Source organism: Nocardia sienata NBRC 100364 (assembly GCF_001613205.1).
GTDB lineage: Bacteria > Actinomycetota > Actinomycetes > Mycobacteriales > Mycobacteriaceae > Nocardia > Nocardia sienata.
This window is the reverse complement of sequence record NZ_BDBX01000049.1, coordinates 37,108-61,818: the sequence shown is the minus strand read 5'-3', so window position 1 is coordinate 61,818 and position 24,711 is coordinate 37,108. Positions and strand designations below refer to the sequence as shown.

General features: G+C 68.2%; 28 protein-coding genes. 15 read left to right on the top strand and 13 right to left on the bottom strand.

Annotated elements, in window-relative coordinates; translation table 11 throughout:
• Window positions 1-2: 2 nt before the first annotated feature.
• The 4 genes from NS4_RS24320 to NS4_RS24305 all read right to left on the bottom strand — a co-directional run bounded on the left by NS4_RS24320 (window position 3) and on the right by NS4_RS24305 (window position 4,435).
• The gene (locus tag NS4_RS24320; RefSeq protein ID WP_439955808.1) at window positions 3-557 is read right to left on the bottom strand and encodes a MogA/MoaB family molybdenum cofactor biosynthesis protein; all 555 of its coding nucleotides are present in this window, start codon (window positions 555-557) and stop codon (window positions 3-5) included.
• Window positions 557-1,960: a S1C family serine protease gene (locus tag NS4_RS24315; protein ID WP_084487663.1), complete on the bottom strand. Its 1,404-nt coding sequence runs from the start codon at window positions 1,958-1,960 to the stop codon at window positions 557-559. The genes NS4_RS24320 and NS4_RS24315 overlap by 1 nt, the downstream gene beginning before the upstream one ends.
• Before the next feature lie 262 nt (window positions 1,961-2,222).
• Window positions 2,223-3,740, bottom strand: coding sequence for a sensor histidine kinase (locus NS4_RS24310; protein ID WP_063061815.1), 1,518 nt, complete (start codon window positions 3,738-3,740; stop codon window positions 2,223-2,225).
• Between the two features lie 8 nt (window positions 3,741-3,748).
• Window positions 3,749-4,435 carry a response regulator transcription factor gene (locus NS4_RS24305; RefSeq protein ID WP_063061814.1) on the bottom strand — a complete coding sequence of 229 codons (687 nt, stop codon included), beginning with the start codon at window positions 4,433-4,435 and terminating at the stop codon, window positions 3,749-3,751.
• A 455-nt stretch (window positions 4,436-4,890) separates the two neighbouring features.
• Here NS4_RS24305 and NS4_RS24300 point away from each other — a divergent pair, with 455 nt between their 5' ends.
• From NS4_RS24300 to NS4_RS24275, 6 genes are all read left to right on the top strand, one after another.
• The gene (locus NS4_RS24300) at window positions 4,891-7,671 is read left to right on the top strand and encodes an ATP-binding protein (protein WP_063061813.1); all 2,781 of its coding nucleotides are present in this window, start codon (window positions 4,891-4,893) and stop codon (window positions 7,669-7,671) included.
• Window positions 7,668-8,078: a roadblock/LC7 domain-containing protein gene (locus NS4_RS24295; RefSeq protein ID WP_063061812.1), complete on the top strand. Its 411-nt coding sequence runs from the start codon at window positions 7,668-7,670 to the stop codon at window positions 8,076-8,078. The genes NS4_RS24300 and NS4_RS24295 overlap by 4 nt, the downstream gene beginning before the upstream one ends.
• A 200-nt stretch (window positions 8,079-8,278) precedes the next feature.
• Window positions 8,279-8,593 carry a DUF742 domain-containing protein gene (locus NS4_RS33530; protein WP_030522344.1) on the top strand — a complete coding sequence of 105 codons (315 nt, stop codon included), beginning with the start codon at window positions 8,279-8,281 and terminating at the stop codon, window positions 8,591-8,593.
• Window positions 8,574-9,206 (top strand): GTP-binding protein, encoded by a 633-nt coding sequence (locus NS4_RS24285; protein WP_063061811.1) that lies wholly within the window; start codon window positions 8,574-8,576, stop codon window positions 9,204-9,206. The genes NS4_RS33530 and NS4_RS24285 overlap by 20 nt, the downstream gene beginning before the upstream one ends.
• Complete coding sequence (locus NS4_RS24280) at window positions 9,199-10,110, top strand: MHYT domain-containing protein (protein WP_157106212.1); 912 nt, start codon at window positions 9,199-9,201, stop codon at window positions 10,108-10,110. Before NS4_RS24285 ends, NS4_RS24280 begins: the two co-directional genes overlap by 8 nt.
• A 5-nt stretch (window positions 10,111-10,115) precedes the next feature.
• Complete coding sequence (locus tag NS4_RS24275; protein WP_157106211.1) at window positions 10,116-10,493, top strand: hypothetical protein; 378 nt, start codon at window positions 10,116-10,118, stop codon at window positions 10,491-10,493.
• A 237-nt stretch (window positions 10,494-10,730) separates the two neighbouring features.
• Here NS4_RS24275 and rpmF read toward each other — a convergent pair whose 3' ends face one another.
• From rpmF to mrf, 3 genes are read right to left on the bottom strand one after another with little or no spacing between them, the layout of a single operon-like run.
• On the bottom strand, window positions 10,731-10,904 hold the full coding sequence (gene rpmF / locus NS4_RS24270; RefSeq protein WP_063061809.1) for a 50S ribosomal protein L32: 174 nt from the start codon (window positions 10,902-10,904) through the stop codon (window positions 10,731-10,733).
• Window position 10,905: 1 nt separating this feature from the next.
• Complete coding sequence (locus NS4_RS24265) at window positions 10,906-11,175, bottom strand: type B 50S ribosomal protein L31 (protein ID WP_063061808.1); 270 nt, start codon at window positions 11,173-11,175, stop codon at window positions 10,906-10,908.
• Window positions 11,175-12,524 carry a ribosome hibernation factor-recruiting GTPase MRF gene (gene mrf / locus NS4_RS24260; RefSeq protein ID WP_245665676.1) on the bottom strand — a complete coding sequence of 450 codons (1,350 nt, stop codon included), beginning with the start codon at window positions 12,522-12,524 and terminating at the stop codon, window positions 11,175-11,177. The genes NS4_RS24265 and mrf overlap by 1 nt, the downstream gene beginning before the upstream one ends.
• A 108-nt stretch (window positions 12,525-12,632) precedes the next feature.
• Here mrf and rpmB point away from each other — a divergent pair, with 108 nt between their 5' ends.
• The 8 genes from rpmB (at window position 12,633) to NS4_RS24220 (ending at window position 15,422) form a co-directional block, all read left to right on the top strand.
• The gene (gene rpmB, locus NS4_RS24255) at window positions 12,633-12,869 is read left to right on the top strand and encodes a 50S ribosomal protein L28 (RefSeq protein WP_063061807.1); all 237 of its coding nucleotides are present in this window, start codon (window positions 12,633-12,635) and stop codon (window positions 12,867-12,869) included.
• Window positions 12,870-12,877: 8 nt separating this feature from the next.
• On the top strand, window positions 12,878-13,048 hold the full coding sequence (rpmG, locus tag NS4_RS24250; protein ID WP_063061806.1) for a 50S ribosomal protein L33: 171 nt from the start codon (window positions 12,878-12,880) through the stop codon (window positions 13,046-13,048).
• Window positions 13,048-13,353, top strand: a complete 306-nt coding sequence (rpsN, locus tag NS4_RS24245; protein WP_030522353.1) for a 30S ribosomal protein S14 — start codon at window positions 13,048-13,050, stop codon at window positions 13,351-13,353. The genes rpmG and rpsN overlap by 1 nt, the downstream gene beginning before the upstream one ends.
• Before the next feature lie 32 nt (window positions 13,354-13,385).
• Complete coding sequence (gene rpsR, locus NS4_RS24240) at window positions 13,386-13,640, top strand: 30S ribosomal protein S18 (RefSeq protein WP_030522354.1); 255 nt, start codon at window positions 13,386-13,388, stop codon at window positions 13,638-13,640.
• Window positions 13,641-13,754: 114 nt separating this feature from the next.
• A complete protein-coding gene (locus NS4_RS24235; protein ID WP_063061805.1) occupies window positions 13,755-14,219 on the top strand; it encodes a hypothetical protein in 465 nt (154 codons plus the stop codon).
• Between the two features lie 169 nt (window positions 14,220-14,388).
• On the top strand, window positions 14,389-14,670 hold the full coding sequence (locus tag NS4_RS24230) for a hypothetical protein (RefSeq protein WP_063061804.1): 282 nt from the start codon (window positions 14,389-14,391) through the stop codon (window positions 14,668-14,670).
• A 118-nt stretch (window positions 14,671-14,788) separates the two neighbouring features.
• Window positions 14,789-15,031 (top strand): hypothetical protein, encoded by a 243-nt coding sequence (locus NS4_RS24225; RefSeq protein ID WP_157106210.1) that lies wholly within the window; start codon window positions 14,789-14,791, stop codon window positions 15,029-15,031.
• A 142-nt stretch (window positions 15,032-15,173) separates the two neighbouring features.
• Window positions 15,174-15,422, top strand: coding sequence for a hypothetical protein (locus NS4_RS24220; RefSeq protein ID WP_063061802.1), 249 nt, complete (start codon window positions 15,174-15,176; stop codon window positions 15,420-15,422).
• Between the two features lie 85 nt (window positions 15,423-15,507).
• Here NS4_RS24220 and purH read toward each other — a convergent pair whose 3' ends face one another.
• The 6 genes from purH to sucC all read right to left on the bottom strand — a co-directional run bounded on the left by purH (window position 15,508) and on the right by sucC (window position 22,794).
• Window positions 15,508-17,070, bottom strand: a complete 1,563-nt coding sequence (gene purH / locus NS4_RS24215) for a bifunctional phosphoribosylaminoimidazolecarboxamide formyltransferase/IMP cyclohydrolase (RefSeq protein WP_063061801.1) — start codon at window positions 17,068-17,070, stop codon at window positions 15,508-15,510.
• On the bottom strand, window positions 17,067-17,714 hold the full coding sequence (purN, locus tag NS4_RS24210; RefSeq protein WP_063061800.1) for a phosphoribosylglycinamide formyltransferase: 648 nt from the start codon (window positions 17,712-17,714) through the stop codon (window positions 17,067-17,069). Before purN ends, purH begins: the two co-directional genes overlap by 4 nt.
• 138 nt (window positions 17,715-17,852) lie before the next feature.
• The gene (locus tag NS4_RS24205; RefSeq protein WP_063061799.1) at window positions 17,853-19,430 is read right to left on the bottom strand and encodes a cell division protein PerM; all 1,578 of its coding nucleotides are present in this window, start codon (window positions 19,428-19,430) and stop codon (window positions 17,853-17,855) included.
• A gap of 67 nt (window positions 19,431-19,497) precedes the next feature.
• Window positions 19,498-20,421, bottom strand: coding sequence for a DUF5336 domain-containing protein (locus NS4_RS24200; RefSeq protein ID WP_063061798.1), 924 nt, complete (start codon window positions 20,419-20,421; stop codon window positions 19,498-19,500).
• A 252-nt stretch (window positions 20,422-20,673) separates the two neighbouring features.
• Window positions 20,674-21,588: a succinate--CoA ligase subunit alpha gene (sucD, locus tag NS4_RS24195; RefSeq protein ID WP_030522361.1), complete on the bottom strand. Its 915-nt coding sequence runs from the start codon at window positions 21,586-21,588 to the stop codon at window positions 20,674-20,676.
• Between the two features lie 42 nt (window positions 21,589-21,630).
• On the bottom strand, window positions 21,631-22,794 hold the full coding sequence (gene sucC / locus NS4_RS24190) for an ADP-forming succinate--CoA ligase subunit beta (RefSeq protein WP_063061797.1): 1,164 nt from the start codon (window positions 22,792-22,794) through the stop codon (window positions 21,631-21,633).
• Between the two features lie 608 nt (window positions 22,795-23,402).
• Here sucC and NS4_RS24185 point away from each other — a divergent pair.
• Entirely contained in the window at window positions 23,403-24,677 is a 1,275-nt protein-coding gene (locus NS4_RS24185) for a M23 family metallopeptidase (protein WP_063061796.1), read from the top strand.
• Window positions 24,678-24,711: the final 34 nt, after the last annotated feature.

The following is a 24,711-nucleotide window of genomic DNA, read 5'->3' as shown; positions in this document are numbered from 1 at the left end:
GCTCATTCCAGCAGCCCGGACAGCTCACCGATCACCCGGCTCGCCAGCGGTCCGAGCGTCGCCATTCCGTCGCGGATCGCGGCCCGGGTACCCGGCAGATTCACCACCAAGGTGCTTCCCGAGATGCCGGCCAGCCCACGGGAAAGCCCGGCATCCAGCGAACCGGCCACCCGTCCCGACGCCCGCAACGCCTCACTGATCCCGGGCAGATCCCGGTCGAGCACCTCGGAGGTGGCCTCGGGCGTGACATCACGTGGCGACATACCGGTGCCACCGACCGAGATCACTATGTCCACGCCACCGATCACCGCGGTATTCAACGCGTTGCGGATCGCCACCTCGTCGGCCTCCACCGAAACGGACGCGTCGACGAGGAACCCCGCCTCGGTGAGCAGTTCGGTCACCAGCGGGCCCAGCGAATCCTCGCCGCCGTGCGCAGTTCGATCGTCCACCACCACGACCAGTGCACGCCCCGCAACAGGAGCATCGATTTCCATACCGCTCACCGTAGCGTCGATCGCGAGCGCCGCGTGCCCAGCCCCGGCCACCTTCTGCATCATCGGCCTCCTTCCACCGCGGCGGCGGCGAGGGTCACCTCGGCCGTACGGGTATTTCCACCGCGTTCATCGGTATACGTCACTGTCACCCTGTCTCCCGGCTGCTTCGACCGCACCGCGGCGACCAGCGCGTCACCGGAATCGATCGTGCGGTCGTCCAACCGGGTCACGATGGACCCGGACGGAATCCCCGCCGCGGCCGCCGGACCGTTCGGCGTGACATCGAGGACCCGCGCACCGTGCACCGACTCGTCCCGCTGCACTGTCATCCCGATCTGCGCATACGTTGCGTGACCGCTCTCGATCAACTCGTCGGCGACCCGGCGCGCCTGATCCACCGGGATCGCGAACCCGAGCCCGATCGAACCGCTCTGCTGACCCCCCGCACCCGAGGACCCCAGGCTCGCGATCGCGGTATTGATCCCGATCAGCCGGCCCTGGGCGTCGACCAGCGCGCCCCCGGAATTACCCGGATTGATCGCGGCATCGGTCTGGATCGCGTCGATCACCGGATTCGGCACGGTCGGATCGTTGCCGCCCTCCCCGGTGGTCGACACCGGGCGATTCATCGCCGAGACGATTCCCGTGGTCACCGTGCCCGCCAGCCCCAGCGGCGAACCTATGGCCACCACCGGCTGACCGACCTGCAGATTCGCCGAACTACCCAGTTCGATCGGCTGCAGATCCGTTTTCCCGCGTGCCCGGATGACCGCGAGATCGGAAACCGGATCGGCTCCCACCAGCGAAGCCTGCGCCGTGCTGCCGTCGGAGAAGGTCACCGACATATCGCCGTTCCCGCCACCCCCGGCCGCGACATGATTGTTGGTCAGGATCAAACCGTCCGAGGACAACACCACCCCGGAACCCTCCCCCTGCCCGCGGTTACTGGCCACCTCGATCATCACCACCGACGGCAGCACCCGCTGCGCCACCGCCTGGGTCGAGCCGGCCGGCGCATTCGCGGTGTTCTGCACCTTCGGCACCGGTCCGTCCAGCGCATTGGTCACCGCCGGCCGCTCACCCGAATCGCTGACCAGCGCACCCACCGCGCCACCGATCCCGCCACTCACCAGGGCCAGCGCGACCGCACCGGCCACCAGGCCGGTACGCACCGGGCTCCGGGGCGGAGGCGGCGGCGCGGCCGCCACGTAGAACTGCCCGGACTCGCCGGGCGGCGGCCCGGCGAACGAGCCGCCGGCCACCGGATACGCGGCGGTATCGGCCGGTCGGCCATCCGGAAACTGCGGCCCACCCGGATACCGCGGCGCCCCGGTCCCCGGCGCATGACCGGGTCCGGTGGACTCGCCGGGCCCGAGGCCCGACGGCGGCCCGGTCTGCGGGGTCGAGGGCGGCACCGGTCCCGATTCCGGCCCCGTCGGCCGACTGGTGAAATCCTCGGTCATAGTTTCCCTTTTCTGCTCATATCCGCTGTCCAGCCTGCCGACCCCTACTGAGAACGAACTGAGAGCTGCATTAAATTGCGGTGCTCATAGCCGCGCTTCCGCCGCCGTAGGCCGGGCCGGCCCACGGAACGCCTCAAACAGACCGCACATCGCATGAACCGATGGCTCGGGTCCCGAGGTCGAAACGGCGAGACCAAGGGGGCCTCCACCCCGCGCGGCGACGCGCCGAAAACACAGCAGCAATATTTCGGCCCCTCCACAATTATTCGCTTTCTACGCTTTCCGGACGATATTCCTCGGGGGGTGGGTTTTCACCCGGCAATACGATGCGTATGAGGGCGCCACCGCGCTCGGAGGTATCGATGGCAATGGTGCCGCCGTGTTTGGTCACGACCTGCTTCACGATTGCCAACCCTAGTCCGGAACCGGGCATGGAGCGCGAGGCGGTGGTGCGATAGAAACGCTCGAAGACCAGCTCACGTTCGCCGGGTGGAATACCGGGCCCGGCATCGTCGACCGATAATTCCAGGAGCCCGCGGCCCGTCTCGGCCATCCGTACGCGGACCTGTTCGCCGGGCGGGTTCCATTTGGCGGCGTTGTCGAGAACATTGAGAATCGCGCGTTCCAATGCCGCGTCGTGCCCGTACACGAACCAGGGGCGTAATTCGGCGGCGAAATCGGACGCGCCGCGGCGGCGGACCCGTTCCAGCGCGCGTTCGGTCACCTCCCCGAGGTCGACCCGCTCGTACACGGTTTCCGGGGCGTCCTCGCGGGCCAGGTCCACCAGGTCGCCGACCAGGTTGGACAGCTCTTCGATCTGTGCCATCACATCCGAGCGCAGTTCGGCCATATCCTCCTCGGGAATCGCGGGCGCGTCGGGACGGCTCGAGGCGATGAGAAGCTCCATATTCGTGCGCAAGGAGGTCAGTGGGGTGCGCAGTTCGTGGCCGGCGTCGGCGACCAGCCGCCGTTGCCGGTCCCGGGATTCGGTCAGAGCGCGCAGCATGGTGTTGAAGCTCTCGGTGAGCCGGGCGAGCTCGTCGTCGCCGGTCACCGGGATGGGTGTGAGATCGTCGGTGCGCGCGATGCGCTCGGTGGCCGCGGTCAGCCGGGCGATCGGCCGCAGCCCGGTCCGCCCGACCGTGGTACCGGCTCCGGCGGCGAGGACGACACCGCTGGCGCCGACTGCGAACAGCAGCCAGGCCAGCCGGTCCAGCACCTCGCGGGTCGGTTCCAGTCGCTGCGAGATGATCAGCGTGACGCCGGAGTCCATGCGCTCGGCGAGTACCCGCTGATTGTTGTAGGTGCGCAGCGACGATTCGCGGGTGCCCCGCGCCACCGCGATCTCCTCGGTACCGATGGGCGGGGTGGTCGGCTGTGGCGGAATATAGGCGGGCAGGCCGGCCCGCTGGGTGGACTCCGCGTTCGCCGGCGGATAGATCAGCGCGACCCCGATATCGTTGGAGAACAGTGTCGCCACGCCGAGCGACTGGAAGGCCATGCTGTCGATATCGCCACTGATCATGGTGGCGGCGCGCGCCCGCAACTGCGCGTCGACCTGCCCGTAGAGGGCGCGGGCGACCATGGCGTAGGCAGCGATGGAGGTGATCGCCACGAAGATCGCCACCAGCGAGGCGGCCAGCAGGGTGACCCGCCACCGCAGGGATACGGTGCGGGTCAGCGGGGTCGGGGGTCGCATGGGGGCCGGCTCGTCCGGCCAGGGACCGCCGAGCGGCGCGACCGAATGTTTCTTGTCCGCGGACCGTGAGGTGCGTGCCATATCCGCGCTTACGGGGGAGTTTCACGCAGGACGTAGCCGACCCCGCGCACGGTGTGGATGAGGCGGGGTTCGCCGTCTGCCTCGGTTTTCCGGCGGAGATAGCCGATATAGACCTCCAGAGCGTTACCCGAGGTCGGGAAGTCGTAGCCCCATACCTCCTCGAGTATCCGGCCGCGGGTCAGCACCCGGCGCGGATTGGACATGAGCATTTCGAGCAGGGAGAACTCGGTGCGGGTCAGCGAGATCGACCGCGTACCCCGGGCGACCTCGCGGGTGACCGGGTCGAGGGAGAGGTCGGCGAAGTGCATCGCCTCGGAGATCTCGCCGGTGTCCGGGGCGCGACGGCGCAGCAGGGCGCGCAGCCGGGCCAGCAACTCTTCCAGAGCGAACGGTTTGGGCAGGTAGTCGTCGGCTCCGGCATCGAGGCCCGCCACTCGTTCGGAAACCGAATCGCGCGCGGTCAGCACCAGGATGGGCAGATCGTCTCCGGTGCTGCGCAGCCGCCGGCACACTTCGAGTCCGTCCAGTCGAGGCATCATGACATCGAGTACCAATGCGTCCGGGCGGTCGGCGGTCGCCTTCTCCAAAGCGTCGATACCGTCCACCGCGAGATCGACGGTGTACCCGTTGAAGGTCAGCGACCGGCGCAGTGACTCCCGCACGGCACGATCGTCGTCGACCACCAGAATCCGCATAACACCAGTTTGACGGTAGCGACTGAGAGGCTACTGAGAGGGCCACCGCACCGCGAGCCCGCCGACCACCGGCTTCGTCGGACGAATTTTCCGGGTGCGGGCCGGGGCGCGTGAGAATATCGAGCCGAACTTCCCCCTCACGGGAAGGTATGGAGCGGTCGACCCAATGAAGGCGAACTCGCGACGTTCCCCCGCGCGGGCATCTTCACCAGGGAATTCATCCGACAACCGGATGTTCCATTACCACCCTGTGATATGCCACGAAACCTGTTCCACATCTGCTTTATTCGCGGTATAACCGTCTGAACGTCCCGATTGCCCGCCGCTAACATGCACGGTATGTTCCGATCGGTAAAAACTAGACCTCCGGTTGGTTCGGTGTGCAGCAGTGAATCATAACTGAAACGCCCACGCGCCAAAAGAGGTCGATCGTGATGCGGAGGCGACAGAGGCGGATGGAAACCCCGCGACCGTGGCAATTCAGCCTGTCCAACTGGTCGGTCACCCGCAAGGTCGGCATCGTCCTGGTCCTGCCGGTCGTCCTGGCGACCCTATTCGCGGTGCTACGGATCAACAACGAGCTACGCACCCTGGAACAGCTCGAGGCCGCGACCGGCCAGTCCCGCATCATCGCGCCCATCGTCGGCTACAACGCCGCCGCCGAACACCTCGCGGTCACCGCGACCGCCGGCTGGGCGGACAACCGCGACCCGCGGGCCTCCGCGGCCCTCGCCGGTTTCGACGCGGCCCACGAAACTCTGGAAAGGGCACTGGACTCCAACCAGATCCGGCCGGATGTCTCCCGCGAGCTGTCCTCGGCACTCACCATCGGCAGCACGATGCGCAGCGGCCTCAGCAACGGATCGCCCGCCATGGTGGGCGACCAGGCCGACGAGATCGCGGTCCGGATCGGTAACGCGCTCGCCCAGTCGCCCACCGTCGAGGACCTCTCGATCCAGCGCTACTTCCTGCAGGTGAGCGCCATCCAGAACGCAAGGCGGTCGCTGACCGCGCAGCGTCTGGTGATCAGTTCGCCCACCGCCGAGGACAACCCGGCCATGCGCGCCCGGGTGCTCACCTCCGGTGGCGCCGAACTCACCATGATCCACCAGTACGGACAGATCATGCCGGATGTGGCCGGCAATATGCGACCGCTCCTGGACGCGGTGCAGACCCGCCTGGCGATCTTCAGCCAGGGCACCCAGGGCGCGATGACCGATCCCGCCGCGCTGAAATCCCTCGACACCAGCTCCCGGGCCTACCAGGTCACCACCGACCAACTGATCGCCACCATCAACGGCGCGCTGCACCATGCGACCGTCTCCGCCCAGAACAGCGCGCTGCGCGAAACCGCTCTGCTCATCACCGCCCTGCTCGGCGGTCTGACCCTCGCGCTCGCGGTCGCCCGGACCCTGGTCGTCCCGGTGCGCCGATTGCGCCGCGACGCTCTGGAAGTGGCCCATGTGCGCCTTCCCGAAGAACTCGAGCAGGTCCGCGGTGGCGCCGACACCCCGGAGATCGAACCGGTCGGCGTCCAGGGCACCGAGGAGATCGGCCAGCTCGCCCGCGCGGTGGACGAAATGCACCAGCAGGCCCTCAACCTGGCCGCCGACCAGGCCCGTCTCCGTGTGCAGATCGGCAACATGTTCGAGACCCTGTCCCGGCGCAGCCAGTCGCTGGTCGAACAGCAACTCGGCATCATCGAGGATCTCGAGCACGACGAAGAGGATCCGAAACGTCTGCAGAGTCTGTTCCGGCTCGACCATCTCGCCACTCGAATGCGGCGCAATGGTGACAATCTGCTCGTGCTGGCCGGTACCGCACTGCGTCGCGGCCAGCTCGAACCGGTCCAGCTCTCGGATATGCTGTGGAGTGCGGTTTCCCAGGTCGAGGACTATCAACGGGTCGAGATCGGTCATGTACCCGAGGGTGTGGTCGCCGGCGAGCCCGCGGTCGATATCGAACACCTGCTCGCGGAGGTCATCGACAATGCGCTGCGGTACTCCCCGCCCAATACACCGGTGGCGGTGACCGTCTCCCGCGCGGTGGACGGCGGGTACCTCATCGAGATCACCGACCGGGGACTGGGTATGGCCACCGAGGATCTGCAGGCCGCCAATGCGCGCCTGGCCTCCGGCGGTGAGATCAATGTCGAAACCGCACGCCGCATGGGTCTTTTCGTTGTCGGCCGGCTGGCCAAACGGCATCAGATCACCGTGGGTCTGCGACGTACCTCGACCATGGCACAGCAGCCCGGTATCACCGCCAGCCTGCACTTGCCGGGCCTGCTGATCTCACCCGACACCGGATCCGACGACTCGAACACCCTCACCGCCGATCTCTCCGCGCCCCCGCCGCAATTGCAGCACACCTCCCAGCTGCCCCCGCTCCCCCCGCCGCCGGCGCCGCGGCAGCTGACCCCGGTACCCGATCTGCCGTCCTCGGATTCGTGGACCTCGCGGACCGATCTCCCCGCGGCGCGGCCGCTCACCCCTGCGCCCATGACCTCGAGTTTCGGCACCACATCCACCGGTCTGCCGCAGCGCCGCCCGTCCACGCACGGCCCCGCGGCCATCGGCAAGGACACGGCGAACGGCAGTGGATCCCGCGACACCTTCTCGGCCTTCGATCCGGTCCCGGATACTCCGGAAGCAGACGAGCCGCCCACCGGGCTGTGGTCGGAAACCCACAAGTCCCAGCCCTTCCCGGCTCCGGTCGAGGACCCGACACCGGAGGACCGGCCGAAGTCCGACCCGGAGCCGCCGGCGGTCACCGCCCGCTCCGGCCTGCCGATCCGGCGGCCGGGTATGGACCACGACGACCCGTTCGGCCGTTCCGAGACGCGCCGCGACGAGCCGGTGACGTCCACGACCACTTCCTCGCGGCTCCAACCGGTCGGCGGCGAAACCCCCACTCCGATCTACCAGCGTATGGTCTCGGAATGGTTGGTCGAGCCGGCCACCACTGCGGACGAGCCGCGCCAGGACTGGACCACTCCCGCCGATATCGGCTGGCTGGCCGCGGAGGACGCCGCCAAGCCGAGCTCGGACTCCAAGACCGCGAACGGGCTCCCCATCCGCCGACCGGGCGCGCAGCTCGTACCCGGCGGGCTCACCCCCGTCGAAGACGAGGCCCCGCGGGACCCGGCGGAAATCCGGAGCAATCTGACCAGACACCTGAGCGGGGTCCGCAGTGGGCGGGCCGACGCGCAGAACAATGACGGAGGGCTTGCATGACCGACGACCCGAAGAGCAGCACGGACGAGAACCTGAACTGGCTGGTCGCCAGATTCACCCGGGACGTGCCGGGTGTCTCCCATGCCGTCCTGGTCTCCGCGGACGGCCTGCTGCAAGCTGTGAGCCCCCATCTGCCCGCCGACCGGGCCGAACAGCTGGCCGCGGTGACCGCGGGTCTGGCCAGTCTCTCCACCGGCGCGGCCCAATTGTTCGACGGCGGCAAGGTGATGCAGTCGATCGTGGAGATGCAGCGCGGCTACCTACTGGTGATGAGCGTCGGCAACGGCTCGCATATCGCGGTACTCGCCAACAAGCAGCACGATATCGGCCGGATCGGCTACGAGATGGCCCTGCTGGTCGATCGCGTGGGTTCGGTCGTCAGCGCGACCGCCCGATCCACCGTCTGAGCACCATGTCCCAATTCGGCCAAGGAACGCCCGAATCACACACCGGCGGAACCGGATTCGGCTCCCCGGATCGGAACTACGGTCCGGGCGCACAGAACTTCGGACCCGGTTCCTCGCAGTACAACACCGGTGCCTATCGGTTCAGCGCTCCTGCGCAACCGAGCAGTCCGCGCCGGGCCGGACGTGTCCGCCCCTACGCGATCACCGCCGGCCGGACCCAGCCGGCAGTGGATCTGCCGATGGAGGCGGTTATCGAAACCATCTCCTATCATGCACAATTCGATTGGCCGTCCGGTGACATCCGAGCCGAGATCCTCCGGCTCGGTACCCACCAGCTGTCGGTTGCCGAAATCGCCGCGCATCTCGATCGCCCGCTCGGTATGGTCCGCGTCGTCATCGGTGATCTCGTCGTGGACGGCAACCTGCGAGTGCATTCGACTTTGACCGAGCAGGCGAGTTACGACGAACGCCGGTCGCTGATGGAGAGGACATTGCGTGGACTCCGAGCCCTTTAGCAAGAACCAGGGTGGCGGTGCGGCCGATACCGAAACCCGGGTCGCGTCGACCAAGATCGTCGTCGCCGGCGGATTCGGCGCGGGCAAAACAACTTTCGTGGGTGCGGTCTCGGAGATCGTGCCGCTGCGTACGGAAGCGATGGTCACCAGCTTCTCCGACGGCGTCGACAATCTCGACGACACCCCGAACAAGCAGACCACAACTGTCGCAATGGATTTCGGTAGAATCATTCTCCCGGGCAACCTGACGCTGTACCTGTTCGGCACGCCCGGTCAGCGCCGGTTCTGGTTCATGTGGGACGACCTCATCCGCGGCGCCATCGGCGCGGTGGTGCTGGTGGACGCCCGCCGGCTGGAGGACAGTTTCGCGGCCGTCGACTTCTTCGAGGCCCGCAATCTGCCGTTCCTGATCGCGGTCAACCGGTTTCCGAACTCGCCGCGGTTCGCGATGGCCGAACTGCGCGAGGCACTGTCGGTGCGCGAGGGTGTGCCGATCGTGGATATCGACGCCCGTGACGCGAAAGAGGTCCGGCAGGCGCTGGCCGCCGTCACCGAGTACGCGATCAACCGTTTGAAGGCTCAGGAATACGAGGGAGTCGCCCGGCATGGTTGAGGTGCTGGCCGCGGAAACGGTCGAGACCGCCGATCTGTTCACCATGGGCTACTGGCTGACCCTGCTCACCTTCGGGGTGTCGGCGGTCGGGATGTTCGTGGGCCTGGCGTGCGCGGTGAACGGACGCCGTTCGGTCCGGTTCCGCCCGGTCTGGGTAGCCGCCGCCGCGGTGTCCATCGGCGGTATCGGGGTCTGGCTGGCCAGCACCGTCTCGATGCTGGGTATCTCCATTCCGGGCCACATTCTGCGCTACGACATCTCGGACCTGACATTGTCCCTGGTGTTCGCCGTCGCCGCGGTCTTCCTCGGCCTGCTGCTCGCCGGTCGGGAGTTCGAGGTCAAACGTATGGTGAACGCGGCGGCCGGGCTCGGTCTCGGATTCGGGATCATGCTGTGGCTGCAGCTCACCTCGATCGATATCCAAGGTTCGGTCTCGCTGAACATCGGGCTCTTCGTCGTCGCGATCATCGTCGTGGTGACCGCTTCCTCGCTGTGTGTGTTCCTCTTCCAGCGGTTCCGCTTCCCCGCCGCCCGGGTCGGGTCGATCGCGATGTTCGGTGCGGGCGTGGCGGCCGTCTACTTCACCGGTGTCGCCGCCCTGGAATTCCGTTTCGACCCCGATGCCGAACCCGCGCAGGGCATGGAACTGTTCGGCTACGCCTTTCCGATGTTCGTCATCGGCCTGCTGGCGCTGGCCGTTCCGATCACCGCGGTGCTGGTGGCGCCGGAGCGACCCGACGATACCCCCCGCGCCACGAAGCCCGGTGCGGCCGATGCCGGCGGCCCGGCAGGCGGTAACGGTGGTGTGTTTCCGGCGGACGAGCAGATCCGGCCCGCCGCCCGGCCCAATGCGGCGGCGGCGCTCGCGCAGCGGGCTCAGCCGTTGCCGGAACCGGCGCGCTGATCCGGGTGGGAACCGAAACAGTGCCCTCCGATCAGGAGAAGCTCCTGCGGGAGCTGTGGGCCCAGGTGTGCGGTCTGCGCTCCGAGGTATCGGAACTGCGGGTCGAGATCAGCGAAATGGAAGCCACCCTCGCCGATTTCGCGGCCGGGGCGGACCGGCCCGAGCGGGTGGAGTTGCCGTGGCCGGTATCGCTGCTGTTGCTACCGGCCGCGCTCGCCCTGGCGCTTCTGCGACAGGTGGGCGATATCGCGCAGGCGCTCACGGCGGAATGCGACTCGCGACAGGGGGCGGAGTCACCCGCGGGAATCGAGGCGAAAGCCCCCGAAATTGGCGATGAGCGGGTCTCCCATCTCTGGGAGACCCGCCCTCACGCACGAGGATAACCGGTATGGACCGATAAAGCAGTAGTCTGCCGCATTTTTTGCGGCATTCACCGCATAGGTCTCCGAAATAGCGGTACCGCACCCGGCTTCGACTCGCAACCGCCCAGCACCCGATCAGTCCAGGTAGAGGTCATGATCATGGTTGCGAAATATTTGCCCGAGCCGCTCTCCCTGTCCGCGCTTCCGACCGGATACGACTGTCGCCGAGTGTATTTCGCATCTAGGGGGCCTGACAGGTTACCGGCGTTTCAAGTCCAGCAGGCCACGCCGGGCGGCCTCGACCAATCGCCGCGGCACCCGATGCACCACACCGTCCACCGTGACCGGGACCAGATCCGGCGGCGTGGCCTTCCAGTTCGCTCGGCGACTACGGGTATTGGACCGCGACATCCTCCGCTTCGGTACCGCCATCTCAGTGCTCCTTCCGGGTCCGCCCGGCACGCCGGCCGTATCTGCGTTCGAATTTCTCCACGCGCCCCTGGGTATCGAGCACGCGGTGCGCGCCGGTCCAGAAGGGGTGCGAATCCGCGGTGACGTCCACCGTCAGCAGCGGATAGGTATTGCCGTCGGTCCAGGTGACCGACCGGTCGCCGGTGGCCGTGGAACGGGTCAGGAACCGGGCCCCGGTACTCGCGTCCTCGAAGACGACGGGATGGTAATCGGGATGGATATCGGCTTTCATCACCTCTCCTTCCGGGCGCGCTCGCCCGTTTCGCCGCCCCGGCCTTCACCGGTGACGGCCGGATAGGGATCGTCGGAATCGCAGGGGTCGGTGTGCCATTCGCCGAAGGGATCGGGCCAGTGGGCCACCTGATGCGGTGCCCGCTCGACCAGCCGCAATTCGGCATCGTCGACCAGCGCCCGGTCCAGGGCCTGCCGGACCTCGTCCGGGTCGGCCGCGTGAAGCAGGACGACCAGCGAATTGTCGCGGTCGCCGAACCGGTCGTCCCAGCGCAGCCGGGCCATGGCCAGCCGCTCCGGCTCGACCTCGGCGCGTTCGGCTTCGGCCATCGCCGCCAGCCAGCGACCGGCGCCGCCGATCCGCAGCCCCCCGCCCGCCGATTCCAGCCACACGACCTCGTCCGGCTGGGTCGCCAGCCATACCCGGCCACGCGCGGTTACCACACCTTCGAGCAGTACGTCCAGCGCCTCGTGCAGCCGCTCGGGGTGGAAGGGGCGTCCGGCGGCGAACTCCACCAGCTCCACACCGCATTCCGCGGTCAGCGGAGGCTGACCGCGCAGCAGCGGGGCATGCGCGTCGAAGATCCGTCCACGCCGGGACTCCGCCGGAATCCGGGCCAGCAGTCCCTCGACCGCTTCGGAGGTGACCGCGGCGTCCGGGTCCGACCACAGCGCCGGGGCGAGCGGCGCCAACCGGGACAGCACCGCCCCGAGCCGGGCCCGCTGCAGCGGGTCCACGCCGTCACCTCCGGTGATCACCAGGGCGTCGGCGAAGTCGACCTGTCCGACGGCCAGTTGGGCGACGGTGCGCTCGTCGTCGGCCAAGGCCCAGCCCAGTTCGTTCAGCGCCTCGTCACCGGTCGCCGCCGGGAGCCAGGTGCGCGCGTCGATACCGGTGAGCACGGCGGCCACGCGGACATCTCGTGCGGCGGGACCGTCCACCCGGCCGACGACACCGGCCACGACCACCTCGCCGATCCCTTGGCACACCGACTCCGCTTCGATGGCGGGGTCCAGTGCGAGCACGATCCGCCGCACCGAATCGCGGGCCGCGAGAGTGCACAGCAGCGGCAGCAGATCCGCCTTCAGGGTGCACGAGACGCAGCCGTGCGCGAGTTCGTGCACCGAGACGGTGGCCGTACCGCTGTGGGACACGGTGCGGCGCACGACTCCCTCCCCGAGTTCGGCGAGATCGTGGCGTACCACCACAGTGCCCGCGGCCGCGCCGAGGGCGTCCGCGATGAGGTCGACGGAACCGGCCGGATCACCGTGCAGGCCGGCGACCACCACGACCGGGGTGCGGCGGTCTCCGGGATCGATGACTTCTGGGAGTTGTGCGGAATGGGACACCACTACCCTTTCGGTAATGATTTTCAATTACGACCCGGCACACGCTACAGTGTGGACCCATCGTTGTCGAAAACGATTGTCATCATCGTTCATATCGGAGGGAGCCCCATGTCGGCGCACTGTCAGGTCACCGGCCGCAAACCCGGATTCGGTAAGGCCGTCTCGCATTCGCACAAACGCACCAGCCGGCGCTGGGATCCCAACATCCAGCGCAAGACCTACTATCTGCCGGGCGAAGGCCGCCGGATCACCCTCGATGTGTCCGCCAAGGGGATCAAAACCATCGACCGGGACGGCATCGAAGCCGTGGTGGCCCGCCTCCGCGCCCGCGGCATCCGGATCTGAGCGCACCGATGGCATCGAAATCGACCGAAATCCGTCCGGTGATCAAACTCCGCTCCACCGCGGGCACCGGATACACCTACGTCACCCGTAAGAACCGCCGCAACGACCCCGACCGCATGGTGCTGCGGAAATACGATCCCGTGGTCCGCCGGCACGTCGACTTCCGAGAGGAGCGCTGATGGCCAAGAAGTCCAAGATCGCCCGTAACCAGCAGCGACGCGCCGTTGTGGCCCGCTACGCCGAGCGGCGCGCCGAGCTCAAAGAACTGATCCGTAAACCCTCCACGCCGGAAGACGAACGTTTGGCCGCCCAGGCGGCCCTGCGGCGACTGCCCCGTGACGCCAGTCCGGTACGATTGCGCAATCGGGACACCGCCGACGGGCGACCGCGCGGTTATCTCCGGAAGTTCGGCCTTTCGCGTGTGCGTGTGCGCGAGATGGCGCATCGAGGAGAGTTGCCCGGTGTGCACAAATCGAGCTGGTAACCCACCGATCTCGTGAGTTAGGAACCGGTCATATGGCAGTCAAACGAGGCCCGTCGAAGAAGGTCCGCGCCGAACAGGCTCGCCGGCCCAAGAAGAACCCGCTGATCGCCGCGGGTATCGAGACGGTCGACTACAAGGACGTGAATCTGCTGCGCACCTTCATCTCCGACCGCGGCAAGATCCGCAGCCGCCGGGTCACCGGCCTGACCCCGCAGCAGCAGCGCCAGGTCGCGGTCGCGGTGAAGAACGCGCGCGAAATGGCTTTGCTCCCCTTCACCAGCCGCTGACGCGACGCCGGATTCTCGCCCGGACGCCCGGCACCGCACGACGCGGTGCCGGGCGTCCGGCTGCCGGCTCCACGCACGGTCGGCGAGGAGCAGGCGCCCATTACAGTGGTCCGCATGGTCACACTGCGGGGATGTACGGCAATTCTGGTTCTCGGCGTCACCCTCGCGGTCTCGGCCTGCGGTAGCAACGGCACCGCCGACCCGGACCCCGGGCCCACCCCGACCTCCGTACCCGCCCCGGCGAAAACGCCCGCGACTCCCACCGAAGACCCCGGGGCCGACCCCGGCCACCCCTTCACCGCGGATCCGTCGATCGTCGGTGCCCATCCCGTCCCCTTCACCTCGTGGACGAAGGTGGCCGATGACCGGATCGCCATCCACTTCGAGACCGGCGTGCCCGAATGCTTCGGCGTGGACGCCACCGCCACCGAGGACGACAGCGCGGTCACCGTGGAACTCCGCAGCGGCACCCGCGCCGACGCCGTCGACAAGATGTGCGTGATGACGGCGGTTTTCGGCACCCTGGAGATCCGGCTGCGCGCGCCGCTGGGCGACCGGCAAGTGCTCAGCGCCGCTTGACGCGGGGTCCACGTATCCGTCACCACGCGTAATGCCTGCAGCGCAACCCATCCCGTGCCCCCGAAAACTTGGGCGGAGGAACTCGCGGCTTACCTGCGGCCGGAACCTGCCATAACGTGCTCCTCGTACGGCCACCGACCGTGCCCAGATCGCAGAAGGGAACACGGACTTGCAGAAAACTCTCGTCGGCAGCATCGCCGCACTGGCAATCGCGGCCGGCTCGATGACCGGTGCCGGCACCGCGGCCGCGGCCGGGCTACCGCTCGAAGCCACCGCGCCGACCGCACCGCGCACAGTACAGGGTGATTCCACCGGGTCCGGCGTCGGTCACGGACCCAGTGGCTCGTCGCTGAGCGGCCCGATCTCAAGTGGTTCGGCCGAGGTGCTCGGCACTCTCATCACCGGCCTCGCAGCCATCCTCGGCGGAAACCCGTCCGTCCCCCCGTTGTGATCTCCTGGAGAGACACGTAGCGGTCTCCGGATCGGAAGGGCACAACCGTGGTTGTACCTCATATCCGGCTCCGCCGACGCGCTCACGACAACGATCGACCGAAAAAGGAATAGTGGATATGCAGAGTGCACTGCTCTCGGGCGCAATCGCCATTGCGGCTGCCGCGATCGTCAATGTATCGGCCGGCACCGCAACGGCCGTCGCCGGGACCGGCCTGCCACTCGAACCCGCCGCCCCTGCTGCGGTATCCGTCCCGGGGACGGCACACGAGGAAGTCGCCGCAGTGGCCACCGGTTCGGCAGGCCTGCTCACCGAGCTCGCAACCCTGTCGGCTTGCGTCCCGGGCACCACGAATTGCTGAATACGCTCTCTGACCGGGCCGGACCGAAGACCCGGCCGGGCCAACACAATTGCGGGCCACCCCGGCGCTCGTAGGCCTTCTACGGTGCCGGCAAGAGTTGTTCCGGTCGCCACGGCGGCCGGCGGATGAAGGATCTACGGATATGCGGCGTGCACTCGTCACCGGTTCGGCAGCGATAGCGATAATCCTCGGCTCGGCGGCAGGTATCGCCACAGCCGGGAGCGGCGTCCCCCTCGAACCGTTCGACAGCGGGACCCCACCCGTCTCCGTGCGGTCACCGGGCGCCGGTCTCGGATCGGCCGATGCGCTTGCCGCGCTGTTCTTCACGCTGTCGGGCACAGCCGACCCGTGCATGCCGATTCCCCTGTGCATCCCGCCCACGCTCGATTGACAGGCAATCGACCCGGCGTGGCAGCCCGTGGCCCTTCGATCGCTCTGGATCGAGGGGCCACGGGCGTTTGCCGCGCCGGCCGATATCAGTGGGCGAAGTGGCGGGACCCGGTGAAGTACATGGTCACCCCGGCCGCCCGCGCCGCGTCGATGGTGTCCTGGTCGCGCACCGAACCGCCCGGCTGGACGATCGCCCGGATACCGGCTTCCAGCAACAGTTGCGGCCCGTCGGGGAACGGGAAGAACGCGTCCGAGGCCGCCACCGACCCGGCGGCCCGGTCACCGGCTCGCTGAACGGCGAGCCGTACCGAATCGACCCGGTTGACCTGACCCATGCCGACACCCACCGACGCACCGTCGTGGGCCAGCAGGATGGCGTTGGATTTCACGGCCCGGCAGGCGCGCCAGGCGAATTCGAGATCGGCGAGCGTCGCCGCGTCCGCGGCTTCACCGGCCGCGAGGGTCCAATTCGCCGGATCATCGCCGTCGGCGTCGATCACATCGCGCTCCTGGACCAGCAGTCCGCCACTCACCGGCCGGTGCTCCGCGCCCGCGGGTGCCGGCGCTTCGGCGATCAGGATGCGGATGTTCTTCTTACGCTGCAACACCTCGACGGCACCGTCGGCGTAGGAAGGCGCCACGATCACCTCGGTGAAGATTTCGGCCACCTGCTGGGCCATCGCCACCGAGACCTCGCGGTTGGTCGCGATGACGCCGCCGTAGGCGCTCACCGGATCGCAGGCATGCGCTTTGCGGTGCGCCTCGGCGATATCCGCACCCGTCGCGATACCGCAGGGGTTGGCGTGTTTGATGATCGCCACCGCGGGCGCCTCGTGGTCGTAGGCGGCCCGGCGGGCGGCATCGGCGTCGGTGTAGTTGTTGTACGACATCTCCTTGCCGTGCAACTGCCGCGCCCGCGCCAGTCCGGGTCCGCCGTCGCCGTCGGTGTACAGCGCCGCCCGCTGATGCGGATTCTCGCCGTAGCGCAGCACCGCCGAACGGTCCCAGACCGCGCCGATCCAGGAGGGGAACTCCGCCTCCTCGGCGGACTTCTCGACCAGCGTCGACGCCATCCAGTTGGCCACCGCGACGTCGTAACTCGCGGTGTGCTGGAATGCCTTGGCGGCCAACGCGATTCGTTCCGAGAGCGTGAACCCTCCGTCGGCGACGGCCTTGCGGACCTCGTCGTAATCGCCGGTGTTCACCACTACGGCGACCGACGGATGGTTCTTGGCCGCGGCGCGCACCATCGACGGTCCGCCGATATCGATCTGTTCGACGCAGTCGTCCGGGCTCGCCCCGCTCGCGACGGTTTCGCTGAACGGGTAGAGGTTCACCACCACCAGCTGGAAGGCCTCGATACCCAGTTCGGTGAGCTGGTCGAGGTGTTCGGCTTTGCGGGTATCGGCCAGAATGCCCGCGTGTACCCGCGGATGCAGGGTTTTGACCCGGCCGTCCAGGGTTTCCGGAAACCCGGTCAGATCCTCGACCTTGGTCACCGGGACACCGGCGTCCGCGATCCGCGCCGCGGTCGACCCGGTGGACACCAGCTCCACCCCCGCCGCGTGCAGCGCGGTCGCCAGCTCCACGAGCCCGGTCTTGTCGTAGACGCTCACCAGCGCCCGGCGGATCGGCGTGCGTTCACTCACCGGAGAACTCGCTCATCAGGGATAACTGCCTTTCGTCCATCGGAGACAATTCCGCGGGTCGCGACGGCGGCGACAACCTCCACCAGCAACCGTCGCTCCACAACTTTGATGCGCTCGTGCAATTCGGCCTCGTCGTCGGCCGGATCGACCCGGACGGGCTCCTGTGCCAGGATCGGACCGGTGTCCACTCCGGCGTCCACCAGGTGCACGGTGGTCCCGGTGACCCGGACCCCGTAGGCCAGCGCGTCCCGCACCCCGTGCGCCCCGGGGAAAGCGGGTAGCAGAGCCGGATGGGTGTTGATGATCCGGCCGCCGAAACGATCCAGGAACACCGGGCCCAGCAGCTTCATGAAGCCCGCACAGATCACCAGGTCGGGCGAGTATCCGGCCACTGCCTCGGTGAGCGCCGCATCCCAGGCACCGCGATCGGGATGGTCGCCGACCGCGACCCGGAAGGTGGGTACGCCCGCCGCCGCCGCGTGGTCGACGGCGGCGCACTCCCGGTCGACGCCCACCGCGTGGATCCGTGCCGGATAACCGGGGTCGGCCGCGGCGTCGAGCAACGCGCGCAGCAGTGAACCGGTCCCCGAGGCGAGTACGACCAGGCCGGCCGGGGTGGAGTCGGTGGGTTCCGGGGCGGTCAGGGCTCTACTCCTGGAGTTCGAAGGAACGGCGGGCGGGGTCCACCCGCCGGCGGGGACGAACCCGCGGCACGGATAGAGCCTAGTGGACGCGGCCGGGCCCGCCTTCGGCGGCAGTGAGCCGGGACCGGGCCGACGCGGTCAGGCTCGGCGCGGGTCGCCGTCGTCTCCGTCGAGGGCGTCCGGTTCGACCACTTCCGCATCGACGATCTCGGGTGCCGTCTCCGCGGCGGCGACGGTCCCCGCGGCAGCACCGCGCGGCTGATCCTCGATCACTTCGGCTTCGACCTCCAGCGGTTGCTCGGGTCCCGGCGACTCGGCGCGCGGCCGGTCGAGCAGATCGGCGTAGCGGCCGGCGGCATCGATGGCGGAATCGCCCGGCAGCTCCGGGAGCCGCCCGGCCGGTAGCGCGCGATCCGCGGCGGGCCGGGCGCGCCCGTGGTCCTCGGGGTAGTAGTCCTCGTCGAAGTCGATATCGTCGGGGTCGAAGAGCGCGTCGGGATGGCGCATCAGCGGTGTGGGGAAAGAGACGACGAAGGTCCGCGCGAACAGCAGGCCGGCGTAGCCGGGAATCGCCAGCCAGGCGAACACCGCCAGCGCGAACACCGGTAGCTCGAGGCCCAGGCGCCCGAAATTTCCCAGCTCTCCCCCGGACAGCGCGGCCAGCGCGGTGAGCGTCGCGCTTCCGAGCCCGGCCGCGGCGAGCAGTGCCCAGGGCGCGCCCGGACGGTCGTAGCTCACCCGAGCCGATTCCACACCCCCGTACACGCCCACGGCCGCCGGTACGAGCAGCAGCAACGCCCACCAGAGCACTGCCGGGCCCGTCGGTACCGCGGCGAGTACCGGGACCGCCGGAATCGGTCCACCGACCACGGTGAACACCCCGACCGACGCATCACCGAACTCGACTCCCGGACCCACCAGCACCCCGACCCCGGCCACCACGGCGTTCGGCAGGTACAGCAGTGAGAGCAGCGTGAGCCCGAGTACGTCCACGACCCCTTCCGTGGAACCGTAGGTCTCGCCGACCCGCGACCAGTGCACCAGCAGGGCCAGCACCAGCAGCACCGCCGCGGCGGCCAGCAGGCGCAACACGGCCCGGGCCGCCACATAGGCGGCAGCGATCACGTCGTAGGGCAGGCCCTCGAAGATGCGGTCCCGGCACCGGAACGCGATACCGCACAACACGGCGGTCAGGTGCAGGAGCAGTACCCACCCGAAGGCGGTCAGCGGGTTGGGGCGTTGCAGCGCAATGGATCCCGACGCATCCTCGGTTACCGCCAGGCATACCGCGGTGATCAGCAGCGGACCCCCCACAGCGGCGCCGCACAGCCAGCCCAATTCCGCCCGGGTGGGTTCGGTATCGGTGGCGGCGACGGCTTCCCGGGTCGCGGCCCACAGCAGCAGCGCGGTAGGCAGTACCGGCAGCAGGCCCACCGTCGTGCTGCCGATCAGCAGCGGCACCTGGTGCACGGCCAGCCAGCCCGCGGCCACCGCGCCACTGAGACCGGTGAGATCGCTGCCCGCGGTGAAGAGGGTCACCAGCATGGTGACCACGATGACCGCCAGGGCGAAAGCGGCGGGCCGGAAGGCCACGAAGAGAAGTACCCGCGCGCGATCGGGCGGTAGCGAGAGAAAACCCGGCTCGTCGCCGGAACGCGTCGAACTCCTGCGTGGCCCCCGAAGCGGGTGGTTCGACGAGGTACGCGGGGAACTCATGGATTTCAGAGTGGCAGCCGCCCCGGCGCGGACGCTTCAGGCGCGCCGCGCCGGGTGCTGCCGGTGCTCACTTCTGGTCGTCGGACTGCCGGAACGCGCGGGTGGCGTCGGCGGCCGGATCGGACGGCTGTTCACCACCGAACGGCTGGGCCTGCTGGCCCGGCTGCTGCGGCTGCTGGCCGTAGGCCTGCTGCTGCGGCGGCTGCTGACCGTACGGCGAGGGCTGCTGGCCACCGGCATACGGCGACTGCTGCGGCTGCTGGCCGTAACCCTGCTGCTGCTGTTGCTGCTGGGCGTAACCCGGCTGCTGGCCGTAGGCCTGCTGCTGGCCGTAACCCGGCTGCTGCTGCTGACCGCTGCTGTACTGCTGGCCGTAGCCCGGCTGCTGGCCGTATGCCTGCTGCTGGCCCTGGTACTGCTGCTGGCCGTAACCCTGCTGTCCGCCGGGGAATCCGGTCTGCGCCGCCGGACGAGCGGCCGGCGGGGTGAGAATTCCGGCGTCGAACAGCACAACCGCCACCGCGAGGCCCGTCTGCACCAGCGCCAGGACCAGGATCAGGTAGAGCCCGATCTCGGCCTTCGCGCCCTCGGGCAGGCTGAACAACTGGAACAGGATGGTGACGAAGGTTCCGGCCGCCACCGCGGCCGCCGCGCCGACCCAGTCCTGCTTGGGCAGCAGCGACAGGCCCGCGAGGATCGCGGCGATCAGCAGCAGCCCGCCGATCGTGGCTTCCTGGTACTCGAACAGGTTCAGGCTGGTATCGGCCGAGGACGGCAGATCCATATCGGTATCGGCGCCCACATACGACAGGAAGCCGAGCAGGAAGGCGATCACGCCCACCGCGGCCACACCGATGGTGAGGAAGAACGGCAGTCCTTTCCCGCCGGCCCCAGCGGCACTCCCACCACCGGCCGCCTGCTGGCCTGGATTGGGCGGAACGGAGGGCGGAACGGGTGCGTTGTACCCGGAGCCCCCGGTCGGGTATGACATGTCGTCATCTCCTAGGTCGAGTAATACGTACTTGACGGCTGAATTCTCTTTGACGCTACTGCACGCACGCGCGCTGTGTCATTGGCGCCGCCTCCGGCTGCGCCGGGGTTCGGGGCCCCCTCGGTCTCGAACCGTGCAGGTTGGCGTGCGCGTGGGCCGAATCCTGCTCCCCAGCACACGGCGTCCAAACGAAGGGCCACCCACACCTCGAGCGGTGCAGGTGGCCCTTGTTGTCTCACAGCGTGAACTGGCTCAGGCGGAAACCGCTGCCTTCTCCAGGATCTCGCGCGCCAGCGCGGCGGTCTCGGACGGCGTCTTGCCGACCTTCACGCCCGCGGCCTCCAGCGCGTCCTTCTTGGCCTGCGCGGTACCCGAGGAGCCGGAGACGATGGCGCCCGCGTGGCCCATGGTCTTGCCCTCGGGGGCGGTGAAACCGGCCACGTAGCCGACGACCGGCTTGGTGACATTGGCCTGGATGTAGGCCGCGGCCCGCTCCTCGGCGTCGCCGCCGATCTCGCCGATCATGACGATCAGCTTGGTCTCCGGATCCTTCTCGAACGCCTCGATGGCGTCGATGTGGGTGGTGCCGATGACCGGGTCGCCGCCGATACCGATGGAGGTCGAGAAGCCGAAGTCGCGCAGCTCGTACATCATCTGGTAGGTCAGGGTGCCGGACTTGGACACCAGGCCGATCGGGCCCTTGCCGGTGATGTTGGCCGGGGTGATACCGACCAGCGATTCGCCGGGGGTGATGATGCCGGGGCAGTTGGGGCCGATGATCCGGGTTTTGGCGCCCTTCTCCACGTTGTAGGCCCACGCGTAGGCGGTGTCCTGCACCGGGATGCCCTCGGTGATCACCACGAGCAGCGGGATCTCCGCGTCGATGGCCTCGATGATGGCGTCCTTGGAGAACTTCGGCGGAACGAACGCGATGGAGACGTCCGCGCCGGTCTTCTCCATGGCCTCGGCCACGGTGGCGAACACAGGCAGTTCGACGGCATTGCCGTCTTTGTCGGTGTGCGAGACGGTGGTGCCCGCCTTACGCGCGTTCACACCGCCGACGACCTGGGTACCGGCCTTGAGCATCAGCGCGGTGTGCTTGGTTCCCTCGCCGCCGGTGATGCCCTGGACGATGACCTTCGAATCCTTGTTGAGGAAAATAGACATAATTCTGTGTGTCCTTTACTGGGCGTGCCCTGGTAGGTCGACTCAGCGGGCCGCGAGTTCGGCGGCCTTGTCGGCGCCTTCGTCCATGGTCTGTGCCAGCGTCACCAGCGGGTGCGCGGCCTCGGCGAGGATCTTGCGACCCTCTTCCACCCGGTTGCCGTCCAGGCGGACCACCAGCGGCTTATTGGCTTCGTCGCCCAGGATCTCGAGGGCCTTGACGATGCCGTTCGCGACCGCGTCGCACGCGGTGATGCCACCGAAGACGTTCACGAAAACGCTCTTCACCTGGGCATCGTTCAGGATGACGTCGAGCCCGTTGGCCATGACCTCGGCCGAGGCGCCACCACCGATATCGAGGAAGTTGGCCGGCTTGACACCGTTGTGCTTCTCGCCCGCGTAGGCGACGACGTCCAGGGTGGACATGACCAGACCGGCGCCGTTGCCGATGATGCCGACCTCTCCGTCGAGCTTGACGTAGTTGAGGTCGTTCTCCTTGGCCTTGAGCTCCAGCGGATCGGTCGCGTCCTTGTCCGCGAACTCCGCGTGATCGGCGTGCCGGAAGTCGGCGTTCTCGTCCAGGGTGACCTTGCCGTCGAGCGCGAGGATCTCGTTGTCCGGAGTGCGGACCAGCGGGTTGACCTCGACCAGGGTGGCGTCCTCGTTGACGAAGACCTCCCACAGCTTCTGGATGGTCACCGCGGCGGCGTCCAGCACATCGGCGGGCAGGTGGCCCTGCTCGGCGATCGAGCGGGCGAACGCGAGGTCGACGCCCTTGACCGCGTCGACCGCGACCTTGGCCAGCCGGTCGGGCTTGGTGGCGGCGACCTCTTCGATCTCCATACCGCCCTCGACCGAGCACATGGCCAGGTAGGTGCGGTTGGCGCGATCGAGCAGGAAGGAGATGTAGTACTCCTCGGCGATGTCCTTCGCCTCGGCCACCAGAATCTTCTTGGTGATGTGACCCTTGATGTCCAGGCCGAGGATGTTCTGCCCGTGGGTGAACGCGTCCTCCGGGGTGGCCGCGTACTTCACGCCACCGGCCTTGCCGCGACCGCCGACCTTCACCTGGGACTTGATCATCACCGGTTTGCCGATTTCCGCGGCGATGGCGCGGGCGTCCTCGGCAGTGTCGGTCACGCGGCCTTCCGACGAAGGCACCCCGTGCTTTACGAAGAGCTCCTTCGCCTGATATTCGAAGAGATCCATGTACTCACCGTCTCGTCTGCGTTGCTATGACAACGTCTTTGTTGGCGGCCCGACGTCGGTAGCGGGTCGTTCGGACTCTAACCACTCACAGGCACACCCGATCGGGCACGTTCATCCTAAGTGGCGCAGGTCACGAGCTTTCCCGCGGGGAGGGTAAAGACGCAGGCCAAGGCTACCGACGAGTAGCTTTCAGGTGAGCCGCAGGCGGTGCGCGGCGACCGTCGGCGCGAGAACGCGGATCGCGGCCGCGAGATCACAGGACACCGTGTCCGACCGTGAGCTCTACCCGCGACGGAAACGTGATCAATGTCACAGTAACGTTTGGAAACGTCCTACCGCTTGCCGCGTCGCAATCGTTTCGTTACCGTCGAAGCCGGTCGATGTCACAGGCCGATCACAAACGTTGCACAGCGTGGATGCTTGCGCACCCGGTTGTTCCGCGAGTAGAGATCTCCGTGATATTGCTCCCAGAGCAGGTTTAGAGAGGACGGCAGCTTGACGCAGCACCCCGCTCCGCAGTCGCAGAGCCGTTCGGCAGCAGCCTTTCCGGCCTCGCATCCCCGCACCACCGGCCGGAAGCCCGGTGCCACTCGGATGCGAACCGGCCGATGAACCACCGCGGCACCCTCGACGCCCACCCCGACGGTCGCGCCCGGCTCCGGCACGAGAACGCGCAGCCGGCCGAAGCGGACCGGCCGTTCAACGCGTTCGGCACACCCGGTGACAGCCGGACCCGCAGGCGCCCCCTGAATACCGCTGCCGCCTCGGCCGCCGCCGATGCCCACCGCACCGCCGCCGACGACTTCTGGGCGACGAACCAGGGCTGGGCCGATTCCCGGGCCGACGGCTGGTCCGGTGGTGAGCAGCAGGCTCAGGACAACTGGCAGCAGGGCGGGTGGCAGCAGAACGACAAGCCCGTCTGGCACAGCGATCCGAACTGGAACACCCACCAGAGCTGGACCGAGGCGCAGTCCTGGTCCGACACGCCTGCGCAGTCCTGGCCCGACCCCGCACCCTATGAACCGCGCGGCCGAGCGGAAACCGACCACTACGCCGCGCCCACGACGATCGCCGAGGCGCTGGAGAGCGCGCCCGTCACCGACGACACCCCCGGAGAAACCCGGCAGTCCCGCTCCCGGGGCGCGCACCGGGTGGCTGCCCCGCCGTCCGCGCTCAAAGGCCGCGCCGCGGTCGTCGCGGTGGCCGCGGGCGCCGTGGTGGCCGCGGGGCAGTGCGCCACCGCCGAACCCACCGATCACAAACAGGCACAGCAGACCACCGATTACGAGGCGGCCGGGTCGGTCCACGAGATCGCTGCCCAGTCGATGGCCACCGAGGATCCGGCCGCCGCATCGAACACGGCATCACCGCAGATGCTCGGCGGCAATCTCCCGGTCGACACCAGCCGATTCGGCGAGATACTGGCCAACGGGGCCCAATTCGCAGAGGATCTGGCCCAGGCCGAAGAAGCCAAGTTCCGCCCGCTGTTCGCGAAATTCACCAGCGGCGCGTACACGTCCGGATTCGGCGCCCGCTGGGGCGTCCAGCATCTCGGAATCGACGTGGCCGGACCCATCGGCACCCCGATCTACGCGGTGGCCGACGGTGAGGTCATCGATGCCGGGCCCGCCTCGGGTTTCGGGATGTGGGTACGCCTGCTGCACGCCGACGGCACCGTCACCGTCTACGGACATGTCGACACCACCACCGTTTCGGTGGGCGAATACGTATTCGCCGGCGACCAGATCGCCACAATGGGCAACCGTGGGTTCTCCACGGGCCCGCACTGCCACTTCGAGGTGTGGCTCAACGGCAGCGACAAGATCGACCCGGTGCCGTGGCTGGCCACCCGAGGGATCAGCTTGACCGGCAACGGCGACTGACCGGCCACTCCCCGCTCCACCCGCCGGGTGCCAC